General features: G+C 44.9%; 19 protein-coding genes and 1 tRNA gene. 9 read left to right on the top strand and 11 right to left on the bottom strand.

The genetic code is table 11. From position 1 onward, the window contains the following. The first annotated feature begins 1 nt into the window (after position 1). Positions 2–910 carry a LysR substrate-binding domain-containing protein gene (locus tag KO533_RS14615; RefSeq protein ID WP_219254840.1) on the top strand — a complete coding sequence of 303 codons (909 nt, stop codon included), beginning with the start codon at positions 2–4 and terminating at the stop codon, positions 908–910. 166 nt (positions 911–1,076) lie between these two features. Here the strand turns inward: KO533_RS14615 and rnhA are convergent, their stop codons facing one another. Then, positions 1,077–1,547, bottom strand: a complete 471-nt coding sequence (rnhA, locus tag KO533_RS14610; protein ID WP_006081489.1) for a ribonuclease HI — start codon at positions 1,545–1,547, stop codon at positions 1,077–1,079. Between the two features lie 70 nt (positions 1,548–1,617). Between rnhA and dnaQ the strand changes: the two genes are divergently transcribed. The 3 genes from dnaQ (at position 1,618) to KO533_RS14595 (ending at position 4,198) form a co-directional block, all read left to right on the top strand. Next, on the top strand, positions 1,618–2,346 hold the full coding sequence (dnaQ, locus tag KO533_RS14605; RefSeq protein ID WP_219250484.1) for a DNA polymerase III subunit epsilon: 729 nt from the start codon (positions 1,618–1,620) through the stop codon (positions 2,344–2,346). A 10-nt stretch (positions 2,347–2,356) separates the two neighbouring features. Next, entirely contained in the window at positions 2,357–3,730 is a 1,374-nt protein-coding gene (locus KO533_RS14600; RefSeq protein WP_219254838.1) for a TIGR03503 family protein, read from the top strand. Positions 3,731–4,121: 391 nt separating this feature from the next. Continuing rightward, positions 4,122–4,198, top strand: a tRNA-Asp gene (locus KO533_RS14595). A 144-nt stretch (positions 4,199–4,342) separates the two neighbouring features. Here KO533_RS14595 and KO533_RS14590 read toward each other — a convergent pair. The 7 genes from KO533_RS14590 to KO533_RS14560 all read right to left on the bottom strand — a co-directional run bounded on the left by KO533_RS14590 (position 4,343) and on the right by KO533_RS14560 (position 8,758). After that, the gene (locus tag KO533_RS14590; RefSeq protein ID WP_219254836.1) at positions 4,343–5,209 is read right to left on the bottom strand and encodes an OmpA family protein; all 867 of its coding nucleotides are present in this window, start codon (positions 5,207–5,209) and stop codon (positions 4,343–4,345) included. Further along, the gene (locus KO533_RS14585) at positions 5,209–5,631 is read right to left on the bottom strand and encodes a DUF4398 domain-containing protein (protein ID WP_219254834.1); all 423 of its coding nucleotides are present in this window, start codon (positions 5,629–5,631) and stop codon (positions 5,209–5,211) included. Before KO533_RS14585 ends, KO533_RS14590 begins: the two co-directional genes overlap by 1 nt. Positions 5,632–5,975: 344 nt before the next feature. Then, positions 5,976–6,152 (bottom strand): hypothetical protein, encoded by a 177-nt coding sequence (locus tag KO533_RS14580; RefSeq protein WP_231466230.1) that lies wholly within the window; start codon positions 6,150–6,152, stop codon positions 5,976–5,978. Between the two features lie 376 nt (positions 6,153–6,528). Then, positions 6,529–7,296: a Crp/Fnr family transcriptional regulator gene (locus tag KO533_RS14575; protein WP_219254832.1), complete on the bottom strand. Its 768-nt coding sequence runs from the start codon at positions 7,294–7,296 to the stop codon at positions 6,529–6,531. Between the two features lie 122 nt (positions 7,297–7,418). Further along, the gene (locus KO533_RS14570) at positions 7,419–8,117 is read right to left on the bottom strand and encodes a Crp/Fnr family transcriptional regulator (protein ID WP_219254830.1); all 699 of its coding nucleotides are present in this window, start codon (positions 8,115–8,117) and stop codon (positions 7,419–7,421) included. 104 nt (positions 8,118–8,221) lie between these two features. Then, on the bottom strand, positions 8,222–8,563 hold the full coding sequence (locus tag KO533_RS14565; protein ID WP_219254828.1) for a BON domain-containing protein: 342 nt from the start codon (positions 8,561–8,563) through the stop codon (positions 8,222–8,224). Between the two features lie 39 nt (positions 8,564–8,602). Then, positions 8,603–8,758: a DUF3309 family protein gene (locus KO533_RS14560; RefSeq protein WP_197018079.1), complete on the bottom strand. Its 156-nt coding sequence runs from the start codon at positions 8,756–8,758 to the stop codon at positions 8,603–8,605. 291 nt (positions 8,759–9,049) lie between these two features. Here KO533_RS14560 and KO533_RS14555 point away from each other — a divergent pair, with 291 nt between their 5' ends. Together KO533_RS14555 and KO533_RS14550 are read left to right on the top strand one after the other, a co-directional pair. After that, complete coding sequence (locus KO533_RS14555; protein WP_028760076.1) at positions 9,050–9,469, top strand: PRC-barrel domain-containing protein; 420 nt, start codon at positions 9,050–9,052, stop codon at positions 9,467–9,469. A gap of 508 nt (positions 9,470–9,977) precedes the next feature. Further along, on the top strand, positions 9,978–11,885 hold the full coding sequence (locus KO533_RS14550) for a sodium:proton antiporter (RefSeq protein ID WP_219254826.1): 1,908 nt from the start codon (positions 9,978–9,980) through the stop codon (positions 11,883–11,885). A 208-nt stretch (positions 11,886–12,093) separates the two neighbouring features. On the opposite strand, the gene KO533_RS14545 is transcribed toward KO533_RS14550, so the two are convergent. Further along, positions 12,094–13,452: a PLP-dependent aminotransferase family protein gene (locus KO533_RS14545; protein ID WP_219254824.1), complete on the bottom strand. Its 1,359-nt coding sequence runs from the start codon at positions 13,450–13,452 to the stop codon at positions 12,094–12,096. A gap of 92 nt (positions 13,453–13,544) precedes the next feature. Between KO533_RS14545 and KO533_RS14540 the strand changes: the two genes are divergently transcribed. Then, the gene (locus KO533_RS14540) at positions 13,545–14,171 is read left to right on the top strand and encodes a LysE family translocator (protein ID WP_028760074.1); all 627 of its coding nucleotides are present in this window, start codon (positions 13,545–13,547) and stop codon (positions 14,169–14,171) included. A 184-nt stretch (positions 14,172–14,355) separates the two neighbouring features. After that, entirely contained in the window at positions 14,356–16,113 is a 1,758-nt protein-coding gene (locus KO533_RS14535; RefSeq protein ID WP_105252613.1) for a SulP family inorganic anion transporter, read from the top strand. 134 nt (positions 16,114–16,247) lie between these two features. Here the strand turns inward: KO533_RS14535 and KO533_RS22660 are convergent, their stop codons facing one another. Continuing rightward, a complete protein-coding gene (locus KO533_RS22660; protein WP_028760072.1) occupies positions 16,248–16,445 on the bottom strand; it encodes a hypothetical protein in 198 nt (65 codons plus the stop codon). Between the two features lie 187 nt (positions 16,446–16,632). Then, the gene (locus KO533_RS14530) at positions 16,633–17,289 is read right to left on the bottom strand and encodes a glutathione S-transferase (RefSeq protein ID WP_219233653.1); all 657 of its coding nucleotides are present in this window, start codon (positions 17,287–17,289) and stop codon (positions 16,633–16,635) included. Between the two features lie 365 nt (positions 17,290–17,654). Between KO533_RS14530 and KO533_RS14525 the strand changes: the two genes are divergently transcribed. Then, positions 17,655–18,659, top strand: coding sequence for a rhodanese-related sulfurtransferase (locus tag KO533_RS14525; RefSeq protein ID WP_219233652.1), 1,005 nt, complete (start codon positions 17,655–17,657; stop codon positions 18,657–18,659). Positions 18,660–18,932 lie beyond the last annotated feature (273 nt).

The following is an 18,932-nucleotide window of genomic DNA, read 5'->3' as shown; positions in this document are numbered from 1 at the left end:
TATGCGGATCACCTTAAGACAACTGGCAGTATTTGAGGCTGTGGCACGTAGCGGCCAAGTCGCAAAGGCGGCGGAGCAGGTTAATTTATCACCACCGGCGACATCTATGGCCTTGGCTGAATTAGAAAAGCAGCTAAATGCCCGCCTATTTGAACGTATTGGCAATCGATTACAGCTTAACTCGCAGGGTAATTTACTGCTGCCATTGGCAACGGATCTATTACACCGTGTTGAACAAATTGAGCAGGCATTTACTTATCATGGTGGTGATCTGGTTGGGCGTTTAAGCATCAGTGCCAGTTCGACAATCGGCAATTATCTGATGGCGAAAGCCGCAGTGGCATTTTGTCAGCAACATACTCAAACCCATGTGGATGTGGCGATTACTAATACTCAAGATGTGATCCAAGCGGTTGCTCAGTTCCGCTCTGAAATGGGTTTTATTGAAGGCTATTGCACTGACAATCGTTTGAGTGTTGAGGCATGGCATAAGGATAGGCTGCTGGTGTTTTGTCATCCGGCGCATCCTCTGGCGGGGAAAGTGGTTAAACCTGCGGCGGTTAAAGGCCTGTCTTGGGTGCTACGTGAGGAAGGATCGGGCACTCGCGAATATTTTGTAAATGCCGCCAATGAGTTGGATATGCAGCCAGAGGCTAAATTCTGCTTTACTACGCCGGATGCGATTAAATTGGCCGTGAAACAAGGTGCTGGGCTTGGGGTGTTATCTGAGTTGGCGCTGGAGAAAGAAATCAGTCGTAAAGAGTTGGCGTTAGTCACGATTGAGGGATTAGTGCTGGAGCGGCAGTTTTATCGCATCACCCATAAGAGCCGTCAGGCGACATCCCTAGGTCAAGCTTTTGTGCTGTTTTGTGAGAATTTTTTTAATATTGCAGGTGTGGAACTGAAATAAACCGTTTGATAGTAATGGCTCATAAATAGTGAGCATAAATGTTAACGGTGGGCTGACACTGAGATGAATAGTGAAATAAATCGTCACGCCCAAGTGCTTAACTTAGGCGTGATTGCATTGAACTTATTTTTTCGAATTTAGCGAGTTTACACTGAGTAGCACTGGGTTAAGGCTGATAACCTAAATCGGGTTGGGTTGGTTTAGATTCTGCCGCGGTGCGAGCTAACACATCGCAACGTTCGTTTTCGGCGTGTCCTGCGTGACCTTTAACCCATTGCCAGTCGATAGTGTGCATCTGTGAGGCTTTATCTAATCGTTTCCATAGGTCAACGTTTTTGACTGGGGTACGGTTTGATGTCATCCAACCTTTTTTCTTCCAGCCATGGATCCATGTCATTATGCCTTGGCGCATATATTGGCTGTCGCTGGTGAGCACGACTTGGCAAGGCTCTTTCAAGCTTTCTAACGCTATGATTGGGGCTAACAATTCCATGCGATTATTGGTCGTGAGCGCAAAACCGTCGGACATCTCCTTTGTATGGCCTTTATAATTCATTACAATGCCATAGCCGCCAGGACCGGGATTGCCTAAGCAAGAGCCGTCGGTGAAGATGTGGATCAGTTTTAGTTCAGTCATCAAATTGTTACCATAGCCGGGAATTTCGGCCGAGTATAACTAAAAATTGTCATAAGAAGCGCATAAAAACATGAATATTATCTCTAATGCTAGCCGTCAGGTTATTTTAGATACCGAAACCACAGGTATGAACCAAGGCAGCGGCGCCATCTATTTAGGCCATAGGATCATCGAGATAGGTTGTGTGGAAGTGGTGAACCGTCGTTTGACGGGGCGTTATTACCACCAATATATCAATCCAGGTCAAGCAATCGATCCCGAAGCTATCGCTGTTCACGGTATTACCGATGAGCGCGTGGCTAAAGAGCCGCGTTTCCATCAAATTGCTCAAGAGTTTATCAACTTTATCGACGGCGCTGAAATCGTCGCACATAACGCGAACTTCGACGTGAATTTCATGGATCATGAGTTTTCACTGCTGCAGCCGCGTGGTCCGAAAACCGCTGATATGTGTGAGATCCTCGATACCTTAGAGATTGCTAAGTTTTTACATCCCGGCCAGAAAAACAATCTCGACGCCCTCTGTAAGCGTTACGGCGTCGATACGTCTCGCCGCGAGTACCACGGCGCATTACTCGATGCCGAGATCCTCGCCGATGTTTATCTGATCATGACTGGCGGACAGACAAAGTTTAATTTGTCTAATGAAGAAGCGGGGCAGGAAGCGGGGGGGATTCAACGTTTTGATCCGCAATCACTTAATCTTAAAGTGATTGGCGCATCGGCCGATGAACTGACAATGCATGAACAACGCCTTGATTTAGTCGCAAAATCAGGTAAATGCCTCTGGAGAGGATAGAAGAAATACTATGCCGATGTCGCGCCATAAACCCATTTTAGCTTTTTGCCTGCTTGCCACTACGCTGTTATTAAGTGTGGCGAGTGTATTGGCCGCTGACCTAGATCCCGCTAAAAAAGTCGTCAACCCGCCCAAGGCTACGCCGATTGTAGGATTGGAGACGGCTTCCGAGCTTAAAAACCGTTTTCGTATTGATCATATGGTCGATAATATGACCTTATTAGTGGAGCGTGAATATGGCTCTGCGCCCGTGGTCATAGTGTTACCCGATGGCAGTAAATGGTATGCCAATCGTCATCCTGCAACCGTTAAGTGGGTTGATGGTATAACGGGCGATATTATTTACATTGAGTCACCACAGCCCGGACCTTGGCAGTTGGTGGGCAAGGTCGTCTCTGGTTCAACCCTTAAGAAGCTCTCTAAACTCGAAATAGAAGTCCAGCCTTTACCACAGCCAATCTTCCAAGGTGAACAAGTTAAAATTGTCGCGCAGTTAATGGGTGACGAGCAGCGTGTGCGTATGCCTGGGTTAGATTATTTAGTCGAATGGACTGCACATTTTGTGAGTAAACATAAGGCGGGCGATGAAAACTTTGCCGCGGGTGACATTATTGTTGGTTCCTATAAAGACAATGGTGAAGATTACGATGAAAAACCCGACGATGGTGTATTTACCAGCAATATCAATATAAAGCAGCCTTGGGGTGATTATGAGTTTGTCGTGCAGGCACGTAATAATGTGTTTGAACGGCAGGTTTCATTCCCGTTTAAATTGTCACCTCGGCCAATTAATCTAGAAGTTATTACCCCTGACGATCCGCTAACAGGGCAATGGAAAGTCATGTTACACGTGGATAAGACAGTGTTGCAGCTGGCTGAGACGCATTTTTCCTTTGAGTTAGTCGGCCCTGCTGGCTTGCAACTGCCTTTGGTTGTTAATGGTCTCACTGAGCCTGATTCTGAATTAGATTTACCTACAGTGACAGAGTTTGGTAGTTATCGAATTAAAGGTTTTGTGGCGACGACGACTGTCACTGGTCGTGAAATCGTGCTGGATTTACCTGAGCTTTTCTTTAACTTAATTGAACCACCAGAACCACCACCAAGTGCCGAAGAGTTGGCTGCTGTTGCTGCACAAAAAGCGGCAGAGGAAGAAGAGCTTGCGAAGAAAGATGCAATGTTCTGGATCATTACAGTCAACGCTATCTTATTAGTCTTAGGCGTGGTGGGATTAATTGTGTGGCGTAAGCGTCAAAGTTTGGCGCAGGCCTTAGCTGCCGCGGAGTTACGTTTATTGAATGAAGCATCTGCAAATTCACCCGCAGCGCCTTCATTAGATGAAATCGATCTCACTATGCCAGATGAGGCAGATAAAGACCGTTAGCCAAGCGTTGCTTAATGTGTTTGATTTATGACTTTGAACTGGAACGTTGCAGCGATATTTGGGATATAAATCAAGGTCTGCAATTGATTTGGCTTTTTTTTAATCAAATGATAAATCGAAGTAAAAAAACGGTTGACGCCTGCAGGGCTCAACCGTATTATTCTTCGCATCTTAAGCAGAGCCTTGATAAGTGTGTTGAATTATCGTTCTGTTTTAACATCGGCGGCCTGTCACGCTGGAGTTATCGGGTTTGATGCCCGTAAGATACTTGGATAAGGAAAAATTTGGAGCGGTAGTTCAGTTGGTTAGACTATCGTTTTGACATCAGCGGCCTGTCACGCTGGGGTTAGTGGGTCAGATACCCGTCAAATATTTGGATATGGAAGAATTTGGAGCGGTAGTTCAGTTGGTTAGAATACCGGCCTGTCACGCCGGGGGTCGCGGGTTCGAGTCCCGTCCGCTCCGCCAAATTGCAAAAGCCCCATCGAAAGATGGGGCTTTTTGCTTTTTACTGATCTCCTTAATTTCTGCGCTGTTCATCTTATTAGCGATGAGACTCGATTCAAATGTCAGCAAGGATCACGCTGAAATCTTAATATGATTAAGTGATAGCTACTGTGGAGCCTGTGCGGTGTCGGTGAGGATGACTTCAACCCGACGGTTTTGCTGGCGGCCACTGGCGGACTCATTATTGGCAACAGGTGAGCTTTCACCTTTACCTAGGCTACTGAGCCGATTGGATTGGATCCCTTTTCCTTGTAAAAAATGGCTAACACTATCAGCTCTTTGCTGCGATAAACCCAGATTGTATTGCTCACTGCCTACGCTATCTGTATACCCTTCAATCATGGCACCACGCGCGGGATACTTGTTCAGAAAGTTCGCTAGGTTGGTTAGATGTTGACTGGTCGATGACTTAAGATCCGCTTTGGCAGTATCAAATAAAACATCACCTAAGGTTACGACCCAACCACGTTCTGACTGACGGGCATTCAGCAATGTGAGCTGGGTTTGCAGTTCGGTCGTTTCCTGACGCGCATCAGCAGCATCAGCACGGGCTAGGCGCGCATCTTGATGGGCTTGATTGGCCTCTGTGGTGCGAGCATCCAATCTGGCGTCATCGCGTTTTTTGGCGAGGACTTTGTGTTGATCCTCGGCAAAGCGGCTCTGCGCTTGAGCTAAGGCTATATTGACTTTCTTATCAGCAACAAACACGAGGTGCTGTGATTGTTGCTCATCTTTTACCGGTTGTTCAGCAGCGCGAACGGCTTCTTCAGCTTGTTTAATGGCAGCAGGGGCTAAAATTGCCAGTTCATTATTCGCTTGCAGTTTATTAAGTTCTGTACGGATATCACCGATGCCTTCAGCTATTTGGGGCGTACTGCTACAAGCTGCTACTGTGCTTAGGAGTAGGCTATATGCCAGTAGATGGCGGCTAAAACGTAAAGGCAGACTCGACGAAGCGATAGGTTTTTTCATTACTGAATTCCTCCTGAACGGCGCAACATTTCTTGCTGCAGAATGCTGATATTGTTTTTCATTTCATTATTGACGCTATTGGCTTGTGCCAGCTCAGCGCGAGCTTGGGCCAATTCGGCCTCAAGGCTCGCCTCTATGGCGTAACGATCGGCGCTAACAGTGTCCATATTGAGTAATGCGCTGCTTGCAGATTGAAGTTTAAGTCTGGCCTGTGCCAGTTCATTTGAGGCATATTGGCCGACTCTTGCTTGCTCTGCGCGGGCAATGGTGTGTTCAGCCCGTTCCATTTCTGCGGTCTTAGTCAATGGCGTTGAACTGCAGCCCACGAGCGCTGTTGCAATACAACCTGCCAATAAGAAGTGCTTGGCTCGCTGTAGACTGATTGGATATTGCTGTGGTTGTTGATTTTTATTGATGTTCATTTGAAATTCCTTTCTCGGAAACAGTGTCCAGAGTGTGGTCTTTAGGTTTGTTATTCCACCATGCACAGTCAATATGCTGGTGAATAGCCCCATTTTTGAGTCAGTTGGTATGAGTGAGTAATTTGACGCCACGGAAATTCATGATCTACTCCTCTGAGTAAAGAGGGCCGGTACACTAAGGGTTGCATCGGCTTGAGCTAAACGCAGTGTGTTACTGCATGGTTTAGTTTTTGCACTTAATCAATGAAACTTTTCCCTGTTTGTTCGTCACGTTCTAGGCTAACGAGTGATGATTTGGCTCTTTTTCAGTCCAGTTATCTTCCTTGTCGTTTGATTTAAGTTCTTCAACCTCGCTTATTGTGTGTGCTTTTACTGGTATCCACGTCTTGTTTAGCTTTATCTGCAACTGTGGTTTTGATCATCTGACGGTTGCGGGCTACGACGGGAGGATTGGCTTTGTTGGTGTCGGAATTTTGTGCATCGTTATCGATGGATTTATGTTGTTCTGTGAATTTTTTCATATAAACCTCAAGTAACCCGGTGTAGTGCAAGAGTGCATGAACCGTACATTCAGCATGACCTGCTAAATATTGAACGTCTGTGCGTTAGCGCGCATGGGATTAGTGATGGCAATATTGGCCGCTCGGCACGTTTTTTGTTTGCTGGGCGGGCCGATATAATCAATAATAATTCATTGATTACAAAGGTAATGTGTCGGATATTAGGCAGCATCAGTTTGCGCCATGTTGGCGTGTAGGGTTGATGACTGCCTGTTTTGTTTATGCTCTGCAGTACCAGTGTGGGTTTAGTACTGAAGTGGCATATGGGATAACGATAGAATGGCTGTTGTACGAGTGGTCTAGCCATCCGTTATGTGTATTTTTATCCACAGTACGTTTATGTTTGCTGCGCTTGTTGAGGTGGCATCAGCCGTTCTGATTCCAGCTTAACAACTGCGTAACATTCACAGCAGGTTTGTTCTAGTAACGCGCGATCGACCACTTCAATATTCCCACGACTGTAATTGATTACCCCCATGCGTTGCAGTTTGCCTGCCGCATCGGTGACACCTTCACGGCGTACGCCGAGCATATTGGCAATCAATTCTTGTGTCATTAACACGCGATCATCGGGCAATCTATCTATCGAAAGCAGTAACCAACGACACAGTTGCTGTTCAATACTATGGTGGCGATTGCAAACCGCGGTCTGGGCCATTTGGGTCAGTAGCACCTGACTGTAACGCAGTAACAGATGGAGCAGGGCGCCATGACGGTTAAATTCGTCTTTAAGCCGCTGACCAAACAAGCGATAGGCAACGCCAGCACTTTGCACCACAGCGCGACTCGTGGTGCTTTCTCCTCCCATAAACAGGGCAACGCCGACCATACCATCATTGCCAACGACAGCAATTTCAGCGGATGCCCCATTTTCCATCACATATAGCAGCGAAATAATCGAGTCCAGCGGGAAATACACATAACGCTGCTTTGAGCCTGCTTCACAGACTACTTGTCCGAGTTCTAATGGAACCAGTTCCAGATGCGGGAAAATACGTTGTTTGACTTCCTCTGGCAATTCACATAACAACCGATTGGATTCTGGCGGGAAGTGAGTTTCCGGTGGCGGTCGCTCTGATACAGATTTCAGTTTTAGTGTGTCCATTATGATAGCGTGTCCTTGTTTGGTGATGTCGCTAACTCAGGTTATAGCGAGAAACACCTATGCTATGTACGGTAGCGAACATAATGGCAGGTTTTTTGAATCGTTGAGTGGAAAATATGCACTTAAGTGCGCATTGAGTGATAGCAACTGCAGCAACGGGCAAGTAGAGCTTGCCGATCAAGAATATGTAATCGCCCACGATTATATGAAATGCTGCCGCGGGTCTGTAAATTGCCTGCGGCCTCGGTAATACTGCTTCGCCTAACACCCAGCATGTCGGCTAAAAATTGATGGGTTAGATATAACTCATCAGTCTGAATTCGGTCGTGACTCATTAGCAACCAACGTGCTAGCCGAGACTCAATGGAGTGAAAATGGGCACAGACTGCATTTTGTGATAATTGGCATAACAAGGTGTATAGATAAGTCTCTACTATTTGCTTCAGATTGGTATTTTGAGCGAGCAAGCCTTCAAAGGTTTCAATGGGGAGCCGCCAAGCTTGACCAGAACCTTGGATGATCGCCTCTGAAGGCACTTGCCGAGTGCCCAGCAAAGTCGTCGCTCCAAGCATACCTTCGTAACCAATCAAACCCATTTCCAATGCCGGATGTTTGGGGAGTTTAGCAATCAAAGAAATAAAAGCCGTTAAGGGAAAATAGACATATTGATATGACTCGCCAGGCTTGCACAGTAAGTCGGCAAAGTTAAGTTGGACTAATTCAGATTGCGATAATAAATCTGCTTGTTCCACCACTGGCAGATGACGGATTAATCGGTTCTGAATTTGTGGGGCTAATGTGTCTTGGTGTTGAGTGGGCATAGCGGTTCAACCTGTGGTGGCATTGACTTGGCACCAGAAAATCTGCTGCAAAAAGAAGGGCCGCAGCATCAGAACGCGGCTGCGGAATGATGGAGATTAAATGGCTAGTTTTTTAGTTGCGGTGAAGGTGCGCCAGATTTTAGTTGCATATCATTTTTGACTGAAATGACGCCGGGGACTTTGCTTGTTAGTTTTACCGCAGTATTGATATCTTCACGCGATTTCACAAACCCGCTGAGCTGGACCACGCCTTTAAAGGTTTCAACATTAATCTCGGCCACACTTAAGTTTTTATCACCTAAAATGGCAGCTTTCACTTTGGTGGTGACCACACTGTCGTCTAAATACTCGCCAGTACCTTCTTTGTTGTATGCAGAACTGCAACTGGCCACGGCGACTAAACCTAGAGCCAGCAGGAAGATTCTTAACATTTTAATTGTTCTCATCAGATTATCCTTTTTGATAAAGAGTAAAAATGGGGCGCATTAGCTAACGCGTCCCGTTAACAGCAATATAATCAGCACCAGTAGCACTATGCCTATAAGGCCACCTGGACGATAACCCCAGTTTCGGCTATGGGGCCAAGTGGGGAGCATGCCGAGAAATAACAAAATTAAAATAATCAATAAAATAGTCGCAATTGACATGGCTAATCTTCCTGATACCGGGGCAATTTTGCACTGGGTAACATGAGTCTGTGCCGTGGCAAATGGGATGTCGGTACGCTGGCGCACTTACAGGGATCTGACGAGTCGATGTGTTTATATTCGTATTACCTGATAAGCGGTATGCCGAACAGAGCGAGTGATTGTAGAGATGCATACTCTAACTTATGTCCAATGACGGACATGTTCAATTCGAAACCAACGTTTGGTATTTCACTTATTCCGTTGTCCAGTTTCATGGGCTGCGCTAATAAAGAGGTCAACAAAATGAATTATCATGATCGCGATGTTTACGGCATTTACAACAATCCACAGTTCGCTTCTCCATCATTGGCACAAGGACCCGGCCCATATCTGATGGGCGCTGAAACACTGATCGGCAATAATGTTGTTAATAATTCTGGTGAAACCTTAGGGGATATCAAAGAAATTATGCTTGAAGTGGAAACGGGCCACGTCGGGTATGCGGTACTGTCGTTCAGTACTTATTTTGGTTTTGGAGAAAAGCTGTTTGCAGTGCCTTGGAAGATGCTGACACTTAATCATGAGCAAAAATGTTTTGTCATGGACATATCATTAGAGCGACTCAAAACGGCGCCGGGTTTTGACAAAGGCCATTGGCCCAATATGAAAGATGTTGAATGGGAAAACGAACTGCACGATTACTACGGTAGCCGTAGGGATTAATGGTGTTAAGCAGGGGATTTATCCCCTGCGTTATTATTTGGATTCGGTAAATATGTATAAATGTGGTTGTGTCTATCAAGTGAGTAGGGCCACACGCATTTTAGTTCTTAGACATTAGCTCATCGTTATAGTTGACACCTAATAACGATAAAAGTTTGAGCTAGCGTATTATCGAAAGTCACCAGCGTGTATTGCTGATCAATGTCTTCGCTTCATCAAATGATTAAAGCCTTGTCGAAAGATAAGGCTTTTTTGTTTTTCTATTTTAAGTTTAAATCCCTATTTAAGGTAAATCTGATGTTTTCGGATTTGTACTACAGCTTATTTTACTTGATGTCGCTAGATTGCTCCGTTTTCTTGATTTTTTCTCCATAGGTGATGAGGGAAGAGTCATATTTAACAGTGGATATATCGAATAGATAATTTCAGCTTACTGTTCATGCTGTTGTCATCTGCGTCATTAAAGCTAAGCTCATTAGTATTTAGCTCAGTTATCTAAAGGATTTATATGGTTGAACACATTACTGGCATGCTAGCGCTAATTGGAGTGCTATCGTTATTTTGTCAATGGCTTGGCTGGAAACTGCGGTTACCAGCGATTTTACCCTTGTTGCTATGTGGGCTCACTTTAGGCCCTGGGCTTGGATTCCTCAATCCTGATGCGATTTTTGGTGATTTGCTTTTTCCGATAATTTCCCTCGGGGTCGCCGTGATTTTATTTGAAGGGGCTTTGACTCTTAATTTTAAAGAAATCAAAGATCATGGTCGTATGGTGACGCATCTTGTGACTATTGGTACTGTGATCACTTGGGCCTGTATCAGTACGGCCACCTTTTATTTGCTGGATTTTAGTTGGGAAATTGCATTGCTCTTTGGGGCGCTAGTGGTAGTGACTGGGCCTACGGTTATCGTGCCAATGCTCAGAAGTGTGCGTCCTAAATCCCAGCTAGCGAGTATATTGCGTTGGGAAGGCATAGTGATTGACCCAATAGGCGCGCTGCTCGCAGTGTTAGTCTTTGAATACATAACCGTTGCCAGCGATCAAACGACACATGTGCTTTATGCCTTAGGCTCTATGTTGTCCCTCGGATTAGGACTTGGCGCAGTGGCGGGTTATCTAACGGGACAAATCTTAAGACACAACCTATTGCCACACTATCTGCGTAATACCGCCGTTTTGACCTTAATGCTGGGTATCTTTGTCGGCTCAAACCTATTACAAGAAGAATCGGGCTTATTGACTGTGACGGTTATGGGCATTTGGCTTGCGAATATGCGTGGTGTGGATATTGCTGAAATCCTTGAATTTAAAGAAACATTAACCGTTCTGTTGATTTCAGCACTGTTTATTTTACTGGCGGCGCGATTAGATTCTAATGCCATGCTCGACTTAGGTTGGGGTGGATTAGGAGTATTAGCCGTGACTATGTTGTTAGCGCGGCCGCTGAGTATTTGGTTTTCAGGTATCGGTACCTCTTTGTCGAAAGCGGATAAGTGGTTTTTATGCTGGATTGCCCCTCGAGGCATTGTGGCCGCGGCGGTATCTTCGTTATTTGCAATCAAGTTAGAAGCCAATAATGTGCAGGGCGCAGATGCAATTGTGCCCTTAGTGTTCTTAATTATTATCGGCACTGTAGTGGTCCAAAGTTTAACGGCGGGACGTTGGGCACGATTTCTTGGGGTTAAAGCCGATTCTGCCCAAGGTTTATTGATCTTTGGTGCCTCTAAATTTTCCAGAGAGTTAGCGAAAATTTTAAAAGCCAAAGATGTCAAAGTGCTACTGGCTGATAATAACTGGGACAACATTAGGCTTGCTCGTATGGATAATATTCCAGTGTATTTTGGTAATCCTGTTTCGGAACATGCTGAAACTTATATGGATTTAACTGGAATTGGCCGCGTATTGATTATTTCACCTTACCGACAGTTAAACCCGTTAGTGAGCTTTCATTTCCAAGACTTTTTTGGTGCTAAAAAAGTTTTTGGTCTTAATAATACCGAAGTAGGCAGTGCGCGCCACCAGCTCTCTGAAAGTTATAAGCAACGTTTATGTTTGTTTGGTGATGCAGTGTCTTATGCCAAGATAGCCAGCCTAATGGCGAAAGGCGCTCAACTGAAAGTAACGAATTTAACCGAAAACTTCAGCTTTGAACATTTTCGTAAACGTTACGGTGAGACGGCAATACCACTGGTTTACCTGACAAAAGAAGGTAAGGTCGTCGTTGTTTCGGGTAATGATACCGTATTTCCGAATGGCATTGAGCTTATCAGTCTATTGCCAATTGAAGCCTTAGAAGAAGCCAAAGTGCAGCAAGCAATTGCAGAGCGGGAAGCCCAAGAAAAAGCAGCAGAATCTGCTTTAGCAAAGGTAAAAGCGGAAGAGCATGAAAGCGAAGGTGATGATGCTGTTGGATAAGTTAAAGTTACCAAAAGATTTATTATCGAAATATTTTTTGACTAGCTGAAGAATATTTCTCAAATAGCACATTCAAGGCATCATAGCTGCGTGAGTTTTATGGCCAATCTTACTGCAGCTATAGATTACAGCCCAAAAAAGAGTATTAAAAATAACTTGGCTAGAAAGCCATGTTTATGCAGAAAGTTAGCTCTTATACAAGCAGTCATTACACTACTGAATAAGCATTTTGCACTAAGGAACGTATGGTCGATTCTATGCATTCAACCGCGAGATTGAATTGAGTCTCGTTTTCGGCGCCACCAAGGCTCAAGCGGATAAAATTGTCATGGCAATTAAAGTCATCACCATTACGGACTAATATGCCTTTTGCGGCCAGTGCGGTAACGAGATGATGGGCTTTGATATCTTCTGGCAGTTGTATCCAACCGTTTAACCCTCGCCAAGTTTGGGTTAATCCCAGCCGTTCGCCCATGGCGATACAGTGACGTTGGCGTTGACGTACGAGCGTATCTCGTTCTGCAGTGATATGACCTTTCTTTATCAACTGACAGGCTATTTCAATATTCAGCGGCGACACCATCCAGCATTGGCTATGAATAGCGAGTCGCACTTGGGCGATAAGGGGGTCAGGAACCAGAATAAAACCTTGCCTTAAGCCGCCAGAAAACAATTTTGACAGGCTGGAAATATAAATCACCCGTGGTATCGCCAGCTGTTTTGCTAATTGCCACAGGGGTGAATGCCATTCTTCAGGTAAACAATAATTCACGTCATCTTCAATGATATAGAATTGATATTGCTCTGATAATTCAAGGATTTTCTGCCGTTGTGATTCACTGTATTGAATGCAAGTGGGGTTTTGATTATTCAGTGTGAGATAGACTAATTTAGGGTTGTGGATCTGTAATAGGGCTTCAAAGCACGGCAGATCTAATCCTTCGTGGGTAAGGGGCACACCAACGCTAGTGACGCCAAGCTGTTTAGCACAAATTCTCACGCCTGGATAACTGTATTGCTCGTGTAACAGTACATCGCCTATTGATAAAAATGCGCTCAAACAGGCAAAAATGGCTTGCTGGCCGCCATGGGTAAAGACCAGTTGCTCGGGCGTTTGCTGTATGCCGCGTTGGTTTAACCATTGGTGGAACACTTGTTGGTGTTGATCTAATGGACTGGCGCGATAACCGAGTAACTGACTCAACTTAGTGGGGTCTTTCGCTAATTGGCTGAGGCAATCGCTTAGGGTGCTGATTTGATCTGTGAGTGGTTGCTGACAGGTCGCCATATTCAATTGTACGTTACCCATTTCAGGTACAGGGGAGGCGTTGACATAGGTGCCATCTCCCACACGCGCTTCGACGTAACCTCTTTGTTCCGCCAATGCATAGGCGCGGGTCACAGTGCCAATTGTGATGCCTAAGGCATCAGCTAAACGGCGCTGCGGTGGCAGTTTACTGCCTTGGGTTAACACCTTCTGCAAAATGCCTTGTTCTATGGCACTGACTAAGCGCTGATATTTCGGGCCTGAAAAAGTCGTTAGGTCTGGCGTCCAGATTGTACCCATGACAATAAATCCATTGATCTCTAATATTCTCCGTATATTATTTATTGCATCTTTTTATGTCAACAAATGTATGCATACAATTTAAGGCGAATATGAATACTGCACTGCTTTATGATCCACAATTATGGACTTTAATGGCCTCGACCGCGCTGTTTTGCGCGACGATGACAATGACTCCAGGACCGAACAATATTCTCTTGGCTAGCTCTGGAGCGCATTTTGGTGTGCTGCGTACCGTGCCACATATTGCAGGGATCCGCTTGGGTTCGACCTCTTTACATCTTGCGGTATTATTCGGCCTCGGTACCTTGTTTGAAGCATTACCGGTATTGCACCAAGTATTGAAATATTTTGCTTTAGCATATTTGCTGTATCTCGCGTACAAATTAGTGACGTCGCCAGTGCAGAGCACGCATTTGGATGATGGGCGAAAACCTATGACGCTCATTGAAGCTGCATTATTTCAATGGATTAACCCTAAATCTTGGATGTCGACGATTACCCTGTGTAGCGCTTTTACATTAAGTGGCGATGGCTTTTGGTTGAGTGCGTTTCTTGGCGTATTAATGTTCAACATAGTGGGATTTCCTGCATCATTTACTTGGGTATTTGTTGGTGCAGCGATCAGTAAGAAACTCAATACCGATAGACGTAAGCGCCATTTTAATTGGTTTATGGGCAGCTTGCTCTTAGTGTCATTACCTATGATATTACGCTAGCTTGGCTTGAATTAAGTGCCTAAGCCTATAAATATTCTGAGGAAGACACTCGCGTAATGATTGGCTTTATGCCATAACCAACATACTATTGATGGCTTTTTAGGTAATGACCTTTTAGCTGAACATTTTCAGTCTCAGTTATACTTGTTGCTTATCTTGATAGTGTGTATATGGAGGTTGCCGAGTGAAGTTCCCTAGTTTGATTTCGTTTATGCCGGGATTGGCGCAATTATTACAATATGAAAAGCAATGGCTTAGGGATGATGTGCGCGCAGGCTTATCCGTTGCCGCTGTGGCATTACCCGTAGCGATTGCTTATGCCCAGCTTACTGGTGTGAATGCTGCCGTGGGTTTGTATTCCTGCGTATTACCAATGTTGGTATACGCACTATTTGGCACCTCAAAACAATTAATCGTGGGTCCAGATGCGGCGACTTGTGCTGTTATCGCCGCGGTTGTCACGCCCCTAGCTGCAGGGGATAGCATGAAGCACTGGCAGTTAGTGATGACCATGACGGCCATGACAGGCTTTTGGTGCTTGATTGCGAGTCGTTTTAGGCTGGGGGTGCTCGCCGATTTTCTATCAAAGCCGATTTTGATGGGACTGCTTAATGGTGTTGCAATTACCATTATCGTGGGACAGTTTTCAAAAATATTCGGTTTTACCTTCGATGAGCGTTATCTAATCGAACGCCTCAGCGGTGCGCCTTCTTACTTATCCAAAACCCATTGGCCGACATTGACTATGGGGATTGTGACGCTAGCGACTTATGCCTTAGTGAAACGGTTTCGTCCTCAATGGCCTGCTTCTATGTGCGCAATGGCGATGGCGGCTTTCCTTGTTTGGGTGTTTAACTTGACGAGCTTTGATATTAGCGTCGTCGGAGAAGTGACCTCAGGATTACCTTCATTCCAAGCGCCTGTATTTGATTTAGGTATCGCCCGTGAGCTTGTGGTACCAGCGCTTAACTTAGCCATGGTGAGCTTTGTGAGCATGATGTTGACGGCTCGAAGCTTTGCTGCAAAAAACGGTTACGATATAGATGCCGATAAAGAGTTCAGGGCGTTAGGTATAGCCAATATAGCGTCTGCCATATCTCAAGGTTTTGCGGTGAGCGGCGCGGATTCCCGCACTGCGGTTAATGATGCCAATGGTGGTAAGAGCCAGTTAGTGTCTATCATTGCGGCGGTATTGATTGGTGTTGTGGCGCTATTTTTCACTGCGCCTTTGAAGTTTATCCCCAGTGCCGCCTTAGGTGTGGTGCTGGTAATTGCCTCTATCTCGCTTATCGATTTAAAGTCACTGTGGAATCTGCGAGTGCGGGATAGGTCTGCTTTTCTACTTGCCTGTATCACCTTGTTCTCTGTGTTGTTTATTGGGGTTATCCCTGGGATAACCTTGGCTGTATTACTGGGTTTATTCCAGTTCCTCGCTACTGTGATGCGGCCTACGGATCAAGTGCTTGGTTTAGATCATAAGGGCGTTATCCGCAGTGTCGATGAATCGGGTAAAGCTAAATCGGTTCCAGGAGTATTTATATATCGCTTTAATTCGCCGTTAACTTACTTTAATGCGACGTATTTTAAGCGCCGTTTACTGGAAAAGTTTATTCGGGAATCTGAGCCGGTCGATTGCATCATTATTGATGCAGTGCCTTGTTTTACCCATTTGGATTTAAGTGTGATGGCCATGTTGGCTGATTTGCATCAACTGCTTAAAAAACGTGGCGTTCGTTTAGTGCTTGCGGGACGTAAACGGCAGATGCTGAGTTGGTTTGAGCAAGCGGGTATGCAGACAGGGGAAGGCGGCATTTTGATCCGACCAGATTTGTATCTCGCCCTTAAAATGAATCAAAGCTATAAACAAGCCTTGGCTGAAGGGCAAGCGCCTGTGATCCAAAAAGTTCCTGATGACTCGGTATTGTTGCACAGTCATTTGTAGTTAACTGTAATGCCTTGTTTGATTAAACTGGGTCGTAAAAATAGCGCAGCTTAAGGTTGCGCTATTTTTTTGTCTTAATTTGATAAGTAAATCAATGGTATGACTAGTTTTTTGAAGGTATTCAGTTTTACCGTTTAGTCTTTGAGAATTCTATCTAGGGGAATAAAACCGTGAAAACCATAATAACCCATAGGGCCGAGTATCAGACTCAGTAGGCACCATAAGCACTTTTTATTGGTGCTGAGATCCACTTTACTCTTGAAGGCCCGAAGGGCAAATAGACAATGCAATAGCACCAGGCCCCCAAGCATAATAACGATATTAATATCCATATTTTCCAACTGTCTTATCCTTGTGTTCTATCATTCACGTCCTTGAGTCTTTAGGCGTGGTTACTTTTCTTGAGAAGATTGTCTAGTTACGATTAGCTAAATTAGTTACCTAGTGGCAAATACCTTACTCGAATATTTTACCGATGGCTATAACATAAAATAAAAATAATCTTTAAATCTTATTGGTTTACACGTCTCCTAACAAGCAAATTGGAGAATGGCTAGCGTCCCAGATCACATATTTTTCCATCGCACGAATAAATATTTCACTCGAAATAAGTCGATTTAGCCAAGCGGCGACTCGCGGAAAATCATCACTCAGTGCACGTTTAAGATCCACTGCGGCAAACTGGCGTACAAAAGGTACGATTGCGTAGTCGGCAAGGCGAGGTGTATCGGCGACTAAAAAGGGGTGTTGCCCTAAGCATGTTTCAAGTTGCAGGAGGAAATGACTCGCCTGCTGATAATAATAAGCTTGCGTTTGCTCAGGGTAACGGTCGGCATATTTATAGCGGTCAAGCCATGGTTTAAATTGCTGATCATTTTGCGCGATAAGTTGTGCCATTTTATCTTCAATAGCAGGATTTTGCTGACACAATAGATCTAAGGGATCTGCTTGCGTGAGTGCCCAGCGCATGATCTCAAGACTTTCGGCAATCACCTCGCCGTTTGCTAGCACTAATACCGGCACAGTACCCTTAGGTGAGGCAGCTAGCATTTGTGGTGGTTTGGCTTTAAGGGTGATTTCACGGACTTCAACATTGCATTGGGCTAATAAGAGTCCCAAACGTGCTCGCATAGCATAGGGGCAACGGCGGAAGGTGTATAAGACGGCTAGCGTCATTCGGATTTCCTCTACTGTGCGGCGCCATGCGTGGAAGTTGATGCGACTAAAGCTGACGTCAGCATGTTTATGCATGCTTATTGACGACGCGAGTATGCCAATGCAAATGTTGTGTGCCAATCATGCAATATTCAAAGGGCGCAGATGGTAACGCTTTCATACTGGGATTTCTGTTTAATTTGCCATCATAGAATGATTTTTCTCACCACTGTGCGTAAAGAATTAAAGACCCTGTATTTTATCTGTGTTTATCTTGCTGTGACTCAGGTAGAATTCCGCGCTATTTTTGGGATCTGCAGCCAGTCTACAGATGATTGATTTGTTTATGCACTGGAAATTAAGTTCCAGCCAGCAAAGAGGGTGTTATGGCTAAAGTTGTCGTATGTGCGTTATATAAATTCGTGTCGTTACCGCATTTTGAATCTATCCGAGCGCCATTGCTCGCTATGATGGAACAGGCCGAGATCAAAGGCACTCTGCTCCTCGCAAGTGAAGGGATCAATGGCACAGTTGCGGGCACTCAAGAAGCGATTGAAGCGTTATTAGTGTGGCTTAATAGCCAAAATGGCCTAGATAATATCGTTCACAAGTTATCATTTGACGATGAAATGCCGTTCTACCGCACTAAAGTCAAACTGAAAAACGAAATCGTGACTATGGGCGTTGAAGGTATTGACCCACTTAAAGTGGTTGGCACCTATGTGAAGCCTCAAGATTGGAATGCGCTGATTTCTGATCCGGACGTGATTTTAGTCGACACCCGTAACGACTATGAAGTGCAAATCGGCACTTTCAAAAATGCTATTAATCCTGTGACTGAAACCTTCAGAGAATTCCCTGAATATGTGAAGCAGAATCTTGATCCTGCTAAACATAAGAAGGTCGCCATGTTCTGTACTGGCGGTATTCGCTGTGAGAAATCAACTGCTTATTTAAAAGAGCAAGGCTTTGACGAGGTCTATCATCTCGAAGGTGGTATTCTTAAATATCTCGAAGAAGTGAAAGAGGAAGAAAGCCTGTGGGAAGGCGAGTGCTTTGTATTTGATAACCGCGTTGCAGTGAACCATGACTTGAAGAAAGGCCAATACGATCAATGTAATGCTTGTCGTATGCCAATCACCGAAGCTGAAAAACAGAGCCCTGCCTATGTGCAAGGTGTCAGTTGCCCACATTGTATCGATAAAATTTCTGACGAGCAGCGTAAACGTTTCGTTGAGCGTGAGCGCCAAGTTAATCTGGCAAAAGCCCGTAACGAAGCGCATATCGGTAGCGATGTAAATCAAGTGATTGAAGCGCGCCGTGAGAAAAAAGAAGCGCAGCGTCGACTCGCCGCCGAGAAAAATAACGCGAAAAAATCGCAAGCGCTTTAACTTTATATGCCATTAGATGAGTAGTGAGTTAGTCATGAGTTCGCACTGAGCTCATTTCGTACTTAGGCAGCTCGCACTCTGGCCCGACTCGTTCGGGCCATTTTTTTATGCCGATTTTAGTTTTAGCGTGAATGTGCTTTTAGGCCATTATTTAACTCATTATTTATCATAGCGCTATGCCGAAAACCTTAAATTTATGATAACTTTCAGTCGCTAGTATTAAAAACGTTAGTATTAACAACGCTAGCATTTCAAAAAAGTCGAGTGCTATAT

Source organism: Shewanella sp. NKUCC05_KAH (assembly GCF_019345585.1).
Lineage (GTDB): Bacteria > Pseudomonadota > Gammaproteobacteria > Enterobacterales > Shewanellaceae > Shewanella > Shewanella oncorhynchi.
The sequence above is the reverse complement of the archived record's forward strand: the minus strand, read 5'-3'. Positions and strand labels throughout refer to the sequence as shown.